This is a genomic window from Desulfurella sp. (assembly GCF_049977265.1).
Taxonomy (GTDB): domain Bacteria; phylum Campylobacterota_A; class Desulfurellia; order Desulfurellales; family Desulfurellaceae; genus Desulfurella.
In genome coordinates, this window is the sequence record NZ_JBMFGQ010000010.1 from 30,299 (window position 1) to 40,273 (window position 9,975).

The 9,975-nt window shown below is 34.0% G+C and carries 10 protein-coding genes; 6 read left to right on the forward strand and 4 right to left on the reverse strand.

Translation table 11 applies throughout. The annotated features are described in order from the left end of the window. From feoB to ACP5FO_RS03405, 4 genes are all read left to right on the forward strand, one after another. The coding region (feoB, locus tag ACP5FO_RS03390) for a ferrous iron transport protein B (RefSeq protein ID WP_428157024.1) at positions 1 to 1,420 on the forward strand (1,420 nt) is incomplete at its 5' end. Positions 1,421 to 1,458: 38 nt separating this feature from the next. Beyond that, complete coding sequence (locus ACP5FO_RS03395; RefSeq protein ID WP_428157032.1) at positions 1,459 to 1,872, forward strand: nucleoside recognition domain-containing protein; 414 nt, start codon at positions 1,459 to 1,461, stop codon at positions 1,870 to 1,872. A gap of 9 nt (positions 1,873 to 1,881) precedes the next feature. After that, positions 1,882 to 2,613 (forward strand): FeoA domain-containing protein, encoded by a 732-nt coding sequence (locus ACP5FO_RS03400; protein ID WP_428157025.1) that lies wholly within the window; start codon positions 1,882 to 1,884, stop codon positions 2,611 to 2,613. Positions 2,614 to 2,622: 9 nt separating this feature from the next. Continuing rightward, complete coding sequence (locus tag ACP5FO_RS03405) at positions 2,623 to 3,834, forward strand: hypothetical protein (protein WP_428157026.1); 1,212 nt, start codon at positions 2,623 to 2,625, stop codon at positions 3,832 to 3,834. 85 nt (positions 3,835 to 3,919) lie between these two features. On the opposite strand, the gene gdhA is transcribed toward ACP5FO_RS03405, so the two are convergent. Both gdhA and ACP5FO_RS03415 read right to left on the reverse strand, forming a co-directional pair. Continuing rightward, positions 3,920 to 5,284 carry an NADP-specific glutamate dehydrogenase gene (gene gdhA / locus ACP5FO_RS03410; protein ID WP_428157027.1) on the reverse strand — a complete coding sequence of 455 codons (1,365 nt, stop codon included), beginning with the start codon at positions 5,282 to 5,284 and terminating at the stop codon, positions 3,920 to 3,922. A gap of 61 nt (positions 5,285 to 5,345) precedes the next feature. Beyond that, positions 5,346 to 6,416, reverse strand: a complete 1,071-nt coding sequence (locus ACP5FO_RS03415; RefSeq protein WP_428157028.1) for an NADH:flavin oxidoreductase/NADH oxidase — start codon at positions 6,414 to 6,416, stop codon at positions 5,346 to 5,348. 115 nt (positions 6,417 to 6,531) lie between these two features. On the opposite strand from ACP5FO_RS03415, the gene ACP5FO_RS03420 reads away from it, so the two are divergent. Further along, positions 6,532 to 7,539 (forward strand): FecCD family ABC transporter permease, encoded by a 1,008-nt coding sequence (locus ACP5FO_RS03420; RefSeq protein WP_428110160.1) that lies wholly within the window; start codon positions 6,532 to 6,534, stop codon positions 7,537 to 7,539. Position 7,540: 1 nt separating this feature from the next. Next, positions 7,541 to 8,266, forward strand: a complete 726-nt coding sequence (locus tag ACP5FO_RS03425) for an ABC transporter ATP-binding protein (protein WP_428157029.1) — start codon at positions 7,541 to 7,543, stop codon at positions 8,264 to 8,266. Here ACP5FO_RS03425 and ACP5FO_RS03430 read toward each other — a convergent pair. Together ACP5FO_RS03430 and ACP5FO_RS03435 are read right to left on the reverse strand one after the other, a co-directional pair. Further along, positions 8,256 to 9,119, reverse strand: coding sequence for a methyl-accepting chemotaxis protein (locus tag ACP5FO_RS03430; RefSeq protein ID WP_428157030.1), 864 nt, complete (start codon positions 9,117 to 9,119; stop codon positions 8,256 to 8,258). The two genes, ACP5FO_RS03425 and ACP5FO_RS03430, sit on opposite strands and share 11 nt — an antisense overlap. A 4-nt stretch (positions 9,120 to 9,123) precedes the next feature. Further along, entirely contained in the window at positions 9,124 to 9,903 is a 780-nt protein-coding gene (locus ACP5FO_RS03435; RefSeq protein ID WP_428110152.1) for an MBL fold metallo-hydrolase, read from the reverse strand. Positions 9,904 to 9,975 lie beyond the last annotated feature (72 nt).

The following is a 9,975-nucleotide window of genomic DNA, read 5'->3' on the forward strand; positions in this document are numbered from 1 at the left end:
AGTAGAAAAAAAAGAAGGTAAATTCACATACCTTGATGCACAAATTAATGTAGTAGATTTACCAGGTATTTACAGCTTAAGTGCAAATTCCATAGATGAGCGAATAGCGCGTGACTTCATAGTAAAAGAAAAACCAGATTTGGTTGTTTGCATAGTAGATTCTACAAACTTAGTAAGAAATTTGTATTTGTTTGTATCATTGAAAGAGCTTGGAGTTAAAACGCTACTTGTGTTAAATATGATAGATCTAATAGAAGATAAATTGGAAATCGATACAACAAAACTATCTACCAGTCTTAAAACACGCGTTGTTAAAACCTCAGCTACAAAAAAAATAGGTATTGGCGAACTAAAAGAGGCAATATTTGATGAACTCCACTATCCACAAGAAGAATTGTATGTTGACTATGGGAATGATATTGAACGCTCAATTGAAAGAATAAAAAATTTGCTTAATGGTACAAATTTGCCATACAATAAACGGTTTTTAGCTATAAAGCTTTTAGAACAAGATCCTCTCATTATGCAAGAACTAAAACAGCAACAAAAGGAAAATATTGTAGAAAATGCTATTTTAGAAATAAACAGTCTTGAAAAAATATACCCTGATTTAGAAACAGAAATTATTGAAAAAAGGTATGGTCTAATAGAAGGCGTTGTAAAAAATTCAACAAAACATTTAGTAAGCATTGAAGATAGACTAACAACATCGGATAGAATAGACAAGATTGTAACGAACAGGTATCTGGGTATACCGCTTTTTGCCCTTGCAATGCTTATAGTTTTTGAAGCTACATTTAAACTTGGCGGTTTTTTTGCAGACTACATAGAGCAATTTTTTGGGTGGTCTGGCGATACACTATCCCAATACATCCATAACCCGCTTTTGCAATCATTTGTAAAAGATGGACTCATTGGAGGCGTTGGCACGGTAATTGTATTTTTACCCAATATACTGATTTTATTTTTATTTTTATCGTTTTTGGAAGATGTTGGCTATATGGCAAGAGCAGCTTTTGTTATGGATAGACTGATGCATAGCATAGGGCTTCCAGGTAGGGCTTTTATACCTTTGATACTGGGTTTTGGATGCAATGTACCAGCTATTATGGCAACACGCACAATTGCTGATGAAAAAGATAGATTACTTACAATACTTATAAATCCATTTATATCCTGTACTGCACGCTTGCCTATATATGTTTTGTTTACTGGAATTTTTTTCAAAGAAAACCATCCCGGCCTTATTATTTTTTCACTTTATGCTTTAGGTATAATTGTGGCAATATTGAGTGCAAAACTATTCAGAAGCACAATACCACAACTTAAAGGTAAAGTATCGTTTTTGATAATGGAACTTCCTATCTACAGAATGCCTACAATAAAAGCCGTGCATGGGAGCGATCAAGAGAATTTTTAAAAAAAGCTGGTACAATTATTCTACTTGGCGTTATTTTGGTGTGGTTGCTATCAAGTCTACCATTTGGCGTAAAATATGCAAGTGAGCAATCATTTGTAGGCGCATTGGGTAAGTTTTTTGCACCTATTCTATCACCATCTGGGTTTGGGTTCTGGCAAGCCGCAGTAGCTTTAATCTTTGGACTTTTAGCCAAAGAAACCGTTGTTGGCACAATGGGAACACTCTTTGGTGGCGAAGATAAACTATCTATAGCGCTACCTCACCTATTTAGCCCGCTGAGTGCTTATGCTTTTATGGTAATGAGTTTGCTCTATATACCCTGCATTGCAACAATTGGTGTAGTTTACAAGGAAACAAATTCATTAAAGTGGACTGCTTTTAGTGTTTTTTACAGTTTATTCATTGGATGGATTAGCGCAACTTTAATTTACCAGATAGGATCAATTTTATAGGAGGTTTTTATGTCTGAAGTAAAAGCTTTAAGCGAATTTTTGCAAAATGGTCACACAAAATTTGAAGTGGTAAAGATTGAGGGAGGCAAGGAACTAAGAGACTATCTTGAGCAAGAAGGCATAAAAGAAGGTAAAATATTGGTTTTAGAACCAACTATAGTTCATGAACATCACGGACCGCTAGCAGTAGAGTTTGATTCTAAGGAGGTTATTTTAAGTCAGGGTATTGCAGAAAAGATAATTGTTGAAGCGCATGGTACTAAAAAAAATCTCCTGGAGCTTGAAGCAAACGACACAGGTATTATTAAAAGTTTTGAGTGCGGCAAAAAGATAAAAGAAGGCTTAGACAAAATCGGCTTAAAAGTAAATATAAACATAAAGGTAAAAGGACACCTAACAGATGAAACATACAATATCCAGTGCAATGGACAATTGGCTGAGCTTTGCACAGGAGAAGCCTCAATGCTTTTGATAAAAACAGGCGAAAAAATCCTGCAACTACCACAACTCAAAACAGGCGACGAAGGCAAACTTGAATACATAATAAGTGGAATCGCACTGGAAGAAAGACTAAAAGATGCAGGCATACAGGTAGGCAAAACCATAAAACTTATCTCAAAAACATCCGTTTCTGGTCCAGCAAAACACATAGGTTGCAATTTCCACTTTTTAGTTGAAGGGAAAATGGCTTCAATTGGTCATGGTATAACTCAAAAAATTAAAGTCAAACCTGTTGAATAGGATGAATGAATGGACTGCAAAATATTTGGCTCAAAGGTTTTAAAAGGAAACCTGTTAGTGTATATAAAAAGTTGCAATACTTGTGTATTAAAAGTTTTATCATTCATTCTATTTTTCTTTTTACCTGTAATGTCTTTTGCAGGTAGTGTTACCTCAAGCGATGATACAAAATTATCTCTTTATGGCTCAATAAAGCAATATTTTGTTTGGGGAAATGGCAACTACGCAGAAGGTTATCCAGCCAATACTGCAATTAGAAAATCCGATCTAACAACATTTAACTCCTATGTGGGCTCTACGACGCTTGGTCTTGATATAGAATCCGATAAAATATCTGCAAATATTGAATCAGACTTTGAAGGCGACAAAAATACTCTTATCTTGCTAAAAGCATACTTTGCATACAAATTATCCGATAACCTAAAACTTTTAATTGGACAGGATGAACCACTAGGTGAATTAAATACATTTTCAGATAACTACTATGCAATGCCTGGATTTGATAAAACAAGACCAGAAGGCGTAAGCCAAATCAGGCTTGAAGGCAACTTTGACCTTGGATCAATAAGTCTAACACCTGCCATTGCAATTGAAAATGTGTACCCGTATATGTTTAGAGACGAAGAACAAGAAGAAAAAAATATCTCTGTAAAAATGCCAGGAATTGGAGCACAATTAGCTTTAGAATTTCCTTTTTTGCAGCAAAAAGCAAGAATTTACGGATTTTTTGAAACACAAAAAGTCTACTTCCAAAACAGCGAATCTCACTGGCCATACATTTACGGAATAGGCGTGCAGCTTCCAATAAAGATGGTTACTTTGCAATCAGAATTCCTATACGGCAAAGGTTCAACACACTATGTTGGCTTAATTGAAGCAATAAATAAGTTGGGTATGGAAACAGAAGTGCCACGTGGGTATACAGACAATTTAAACGCCAGAAGACTTAGGGCTTATAACATAGAAGCAAATATTGCCCTAAATGATACATGGGGCATATATGGAGGCTTTGATAAAGTAAACTTGATGAATGAATTACACAACGCCAACATACAATCTGCAGATGGCAAGTTTGTTGGAATCTCTTTCAATTTAACAAAATCAACCACGCTAAAACTTGAATATGATAATTTTAAAACACAATTTTACTGCCCAAAACATGATGAACTAAAAAGCGCAACAGCAAACCAGGTATTCTTGAGCGCTCAATACAATTTCTAAACCAGTCATTAAGCATCAGCGAAGGATCTCCTAGCATTCTAAAGCGGTGGGGTTCTTCGCTGTACTTATAATTACAAAGCCTTTTTTACACAATGCCTTGTTCAATCATTGCATCAGCTACTTTTTTAAAGCCTTCTATGTTTGCACCAACTATATAGTTATTTGGAAATCCATACTCTATAGCAGACCCAAAACAACGCCTAAAAATGCCTTGCATTATTTTTTTTAGCTTATTTTCTGTGTACTCAAAATCCCATCTGGTTTTGCCAGCGTTTTGCTCCATCTCTAGTGCAGATGTAGCAACACCACCTCCATTTGCAGCTTTACCTGGACCAAACAACACTTTTGCCTTTTCAAACACCCTTATAGCTGAAGGTGTGCATGGCATATTTGCACCTTCTGCTATAGCAATAACGCCATTTTTTACAAGCATTTCTGCATCATTTTCATCAAGCTCGTTTTGTGTTGCACAAGGTAGCGCTATATCACAAGGGATTTCCCAGATATTTCCGTTTGGTTTATAAATTGCATGTTTATGATAAGGTATATAGTCTTTTATGCGCCTTCTTTCAATTTCTTTTAACTGTTTGAGTAAATCCAAATCAATACCTTCTTTATCATATATATAACCATCGGAATCAGAGACAGCTATAACTTTTCCGCCTAATTGGTGAATTTTTTCAACAGTATAGATTGCAACATTACCAGAACCAGAAACCACACAAGTTTTACCTTCAAATGTTTCATTAATTGTTTTTAGCATTTCATCAACAAAAAAAACAAGCCCGTAACCAGTTGCCTCAGTTCTAACTGCAGAACCACCGTACCTTAAACCTTTTCCCGTTATTACACCCGCTTCAAATTTATTTGTGATACGTTTGTACTGACCAAATAAATATCCAATTTCTCTTGAACCCACACCAATATCCCCTGACGGAACATCTGTATTTTCTCCTAGGTGCCTGTAAAGTTCTGCCATAAAACTTTGGCAAAAAAGCATTATTTCTTTATCTGATTTTCCTTTTGGATCAAAATCCGCTCCACCTTTTGCACCACCAATTGGTAAATCTGTAAGAGAATTTTTAAATATTTGCTCAAAACCTAAAAACTTAATTACACCAAAATCCACCGAAGGGTGAAATCTTAATCCACCTTTATAAGGACCAAGTGCACTGTTAAACTCTATTCTAAAACCTCTATTGATATGTATCTCGCCTTTATCGTCAACCCAAGGCACACGAAAAACAATTTGTCTTTCCGGCTCTACAATACGTTCCATTAATTTTTCTTCTAAATATATAGGATTTTTCTTCAAAAGAGGAATAATAGAAAAAAACACTTCTCTTACTGTCTGATGAAATTCAGGCTCAGCAGGATTTTTTCTTACAACCTCATTGTATATTTCTTGCACTCTTTGTTCAATATCAATTGTCGCCCAGCTACTGCCCATACTACCTCCAATTAAAAATTTATTTCATAATGGTAACTTATTTTATATATTTCGTCAAGTTTTAAATATGTTTTGCCCTTAAATACTGTTGTGGCCAATCAATATCTACATTAAGCACTTTAGCTGCATGCAAACACCAATACGGGTCAGAAAGCAACGCTCTGCCCATAACTACGATATCAGCTTGCTTACTTGAAAGTATATGCTCGGCTTGATAAGCATCTACAATTAAACCTACAGCAGATACAAGAATATCAACCTCATGCTTTATTTTGTAGCTAAAATAAGTCTGATAGCCAAAATCTGAATCTATTTGAGCGTATGGCACAAGACCGCCACTTGATACATCAATCAAATCTACGCCTAATAGTTTTAGTTGCTTTGAAAATTCAATAGAGCTTTCTAAATCCCATCCATCTTTTGCCCAATCTGTTGCAGATATTCTTACAAATAACGGGATTTCGACAGCCTCCCTAACAGATTTTGCTATCTCTAGCGGAAAACGCATTCTATTTTCTAAACTCCCGCCATACTCATCTTCTCTTTGATTTGATAATGGTGACAAAAATTCATGCAATAAATAACCGTGCGCCATATGAAGTTCAATAAAATCAAACCCTGCTTCTTTCGCCATTTTAGCTGATTTAATAAAACTTTCTTTTACAAAATCGAGTTCCTGTTTGTTAATTTGTTTCGGTATAGAAGAATTTTCATCAAATGCAATTTGGCTTGGTGCTATTGTATTATAGCCATTTTCTTGTTTTGTTAGAAGTTTTTCTCCTAGCCATGGTTTATCTTTTGAACCTTTTCTTCCAGCGTGTGCAAGCTGAATACCAATTTTAGTATCTGGGCTAAATTTTTTAATGATATTAATTAATTCTAAAAATGCATTTTTTTGCTCATTGTTATATAATCCCAGATCAAATGGAGTAATTCGACCTCTGGGTTCTACTGCCGTTGCTTCTATAACTATAGCACCCGCGCCGCCAATTGCCCTTGATAAATAATGTGTAATATGCCATTGATTAACAAGACCGTTCTGAGCACTGTATTGGCACATTGGCGACATAAAAACGCGATTTTTAAAATTAACATTTCTAATCGTAATAGATGAAAATAATAAATTTTTCATAAACCCTCCTTTATAAAGTTAGCTATAAACTATCTAAAATATATGCAACATTCACCAAAAAACAATACCAAACTTTTTCTTGATTAAAATACAAATTTTAATACACTTTGTAAGTATGAAAAGAAAAGAAGTTTATTTAATAGTTTTGGTTGCACTGCTTGTAATGGCTTTTTTTTGGTCTTTGGGGTTAGGAGATGTTCATATAAGTGCAAAAAAAATTATCGAAATCTTTGAAAATCAAATGTTTAATACACACAATAAGGTAAGTTTTACAGATAAATATGTGCTCTTAAACTTAAGACTGCCAAGAATTCTAAGCGCAATGCTTGTTGGAGCAAGTTTATCACTTTGCGGTGTTATTTTTCAAGCAGTACTTTTAAATCCATTGGCTGATTCATATACATTGGGAGCAGCAAGTGGTGCCGCTTTTGGTGCTACGCTTGCTTTTGTGTTAAATTTATTTTATATAAGTGCGTTTTCTGTTTCGTTGTTTGCATTTTTTGGGGCAGTTTTATCTCTTGTTATTGTTCTTTATGTGGCAGGCTTTAAATCAAATCTATCAAATGTCAATTTAATTATTTCTGGTATAATTGTAGCTACAATTTTTTCATCAGCTATAGCTTTACTTGATTATTTGGCTTCAAAAGATGTAGCTTATATTATCTTTTGGCTTATGGGCAGCTTTGATGCAAGCAACTGGGAAAATATTCAAATGTTGATTATAACTTTGGTATTTGTATGGTTTTTTGCTTTTTTATATGCAGACGAGCTTGATATTATATCTCTAAGTGAATTATCGGCACAGAGTTTGGGCGTAAATGTAGCAAGAACCAGGTTAATCTTTTTAGCTTTGGCTACATTGCTTAGCGCAATTTGCGTAAGCGCATCTGGTATAATTGGTTTTATCGGATTAATAGTACCACATATTGTAAGATTTATAATTGGACCAAAAAATAGACTGCTTTCAATTTATTCAGTTCTACTTGGCGCATTATTGCTTTTAATTGCAGATACAATCTCAAGAAGTTTTTCATTTCAAATACCTATTGGTGTTCTAACAGGACTTATTGGTGGTCCTTTTTTTCTTTACATTTATAAGGTTAGAGTGAAAAAGCTTGTATAAATTGAATAATGTTTCTTTTGCCTACAAAAATTCTGTATTAGACAATATAAACCTAACAATAGAAAAAAATAAATTTTATTCAATTATTGGACCTAACGGAGCAGGTAAAACAACCCTATTGCGTTTACTCTCTGGCTTATTAAAGCCAACTAGCGGTAGTATATTGCTTGAAAACAAAACGATTTTTTCTTACTCAAAAAAACATTTGGCACATAAAGTCTCTTTAGTGTCACAAGAATTAATTCATTTTGATTATACCGTTTATGAAATTGTAAGTATGGGCAGATATCCATATAAAAAACGCTTTAGTTTTTCAAAAGAAAACTATATTAAAATTGACCAGGCAATTAATATTTGCGGTCTAAATGATTTAAAAGGAGAGAGTATATTAAAACTAAGCAGTGGAGAATATCAGAGAACTCTAATTGCGCGCTCAATTGCACAGGACACGCCTATTTTAATCTTAGATGAAGCTTTTTCAAATTTAGATTTAAGGTATATTCTATTAATACTGGATTCTTTGCTATCTTTAAAGAAAACAATTATTAGCGTGTTCCATGATTTTAGGTTAGCGCGCTGTGCTGATTATTCTATATTCTTAAAAAATGGTAAAATATTCAAAGTTATAAAAAAGGAAGAAGCACTTCCTATAGACTTTCTCGAAAAATTTTACGAAATAGACACATCAAGCTTATCACACATTGATATAGATTTATTCAAAATTTAATCATTTTTTCTATTTTTTTGTTTACGTCAACCATAGTATCTATAACATGCACAATTTTTTCTAATGCAGCATATATCGTATTTATTCTATATGCCAGATCATCTACCACCTTAATTTGCTCACTAATTGCCAAAGAATTTTGAGATAAAGACTCGCTAATAGAATTTGACTCTTTCTGGGATTCGCTAAAAACGCTAGCAAATTCATTAAAATCGTTTACTAAAGCTTCCAAGAAACTATTTACATTTTCTACGCTTTCAACCGCTGCCTCTATTTTGTTGTTAAAATTATCAAGGATTTTTCCTATATTTTTGGTCATATTATCTGTTTTTGTGGCAAGTTTTCTAATTTCATCTGCAACCACTGCAAAACCTTTACCTGCTTCTCCAACACGCGCAGCTTCAATAGCAGCATTTAGAGCAAGAAGATTTGTTTGTGTTGCGATATCTGAAATTGAGCCTATTACGTCACTTATTTTCTCTGATGATGCGCTTAAATTTTTTATACTTACAACAAAAGTGTTTAAATTTTGTTTTCTTTCTATAATATCTTTATTGCGTTCATCTATCCTAGACTTTAATTGGGCATTATTGTTATTAAATCTCTCAAAATCAGTATTGATGGATAGGAGGTTATCCGTCATATATTTTAAGTTGCCGCTCATTTCTTCGATGGACGCAGCAAATACATTCATCTGAATTTTAATACCCATCGTATCGGCTTGAATTATTTTAAAACTACCTTCTGTTGAATTGCTAAGCAAAGAGTCTTTTACCACGCTTTTTGCTAGTTTTGTTATAGTTTTCTTATCATTTGATTGATCAAAAGAACTGTTTAAAACATTATTTTTCATACTATCACCTTGATATCTCGTCTATAATATCACTGCCACATCTTAAAGATTCAAGCCAGCTCAAAAATGATTTTGCCGCCTCCTTTTTAAATATTGCACCATGCTGAGGTGCTATCATGTTTATATCGTATTTTCTAACACGGTTAATAAAGTTTCGGCATACAGCGTTTGATGCCATGTATCGTTTATGAAAACCTTCCATTAAAGAAACATGGGAATTAAAATCATCCACAAAAAGATAGGTTTTATTGCCGAAAACTGCAGCTCCAATATCCCCGCTAAATAGTATCTTCGATACTGGGTCATACAATACATGCTGGCCTGGTGAATGCATAAAATGAGCCGGTATAGTTTCGAAGGAGTCTATTTTTCCACCGTTATCTTCGATTGATAAAATACGAGATACGTCAGTTATACCAAAGTGAGGCAAAAACCTTACCCATAATTTTGATATATGCACATTAGCGTTTGTAATAGAAAGCCACATAGCAATACCGCTTGAAACATCTGGATCTTGATGCGTATAAAAAATGTTATTAATATCTGCCAAATCAATATATCTGCTGACATTTGCCACTACTTTTGGAAACACATGGACACCGCCTGGATCTAGCAATGTTCCCTTACCGTTTGATATAATTAAATATTGATTAACCTGGACAAATCCACCCTTTATGTCAGCTTCGTCCCAACCAAGCCAAATAAACTTGTGGCCAGCTTCTTCAAATAATATTTCACCGTTTGGGACATTTACCTGTTCATTGGATAAAGTTATATACCCCATCTTTACCTCCGCTTTTCTTAAAATATACAAAACATACTTAATTTAGTCAAGTTTTAGTAAAGATTCTTGCTT

What these genes read in the sequence shown, in the direction of transcription:
- ACP5FO_RS03430 (WP_428157030.1), bottom strand. Translation starts at nt 9,119, where the DNA reads ATGAAAAATAATGTTTTAAACAGTTCTTTTGATCAATCAAATGATAAG.
- ACP5FO_RS03400 (WP_428157025.1), top strand. Translation starts at nt 1,882, where the DNA reads ATGTCTGAAGTAAAAGCTTTAAGCGAATTTTTGCAAAATGGTCACACA.
- ACP5FO_RS03420 (WP_428110160.1), top strand. Translation starts at nt 6,532, where the DNA reads ATGAAAAGAAAAGAAGTTTATTTAATAGTTTTGGTTGCACTGCTTGTA.
- ACP5FO_RS03405 (WP_428157026.1), top strand. Translation starts at nt 2,623, where the DNA reads ATGGACTGCAAAATATTTGGCTCAAAGGTTTTAAAAGGAAACCTGTTA.
- ACP5FO_RS03435 (WP_428110152.1), bottom strand. Translation starts at nt 9,903, where the DNA reads ATGGGGTATATAACTTTATCCAATGAACAGGTAAATGTCCCAAACGGT.
- gdhA (WP_428157027.1), bottom strand. Translation starts at nt 5,284, where the DNA reads ATGGGCAGTAGCTGGGCGACAATTGATATTGAACAAAGAGTGCAAGAA.
- ACP5FO_RS03415 (WP_428157028.1), bottom strand. Translation starts at nt 6,416, where the DNA reads ATGAAAAATTTATTATTTTCATCTATTACGATTAGAAATGTTAATTTT.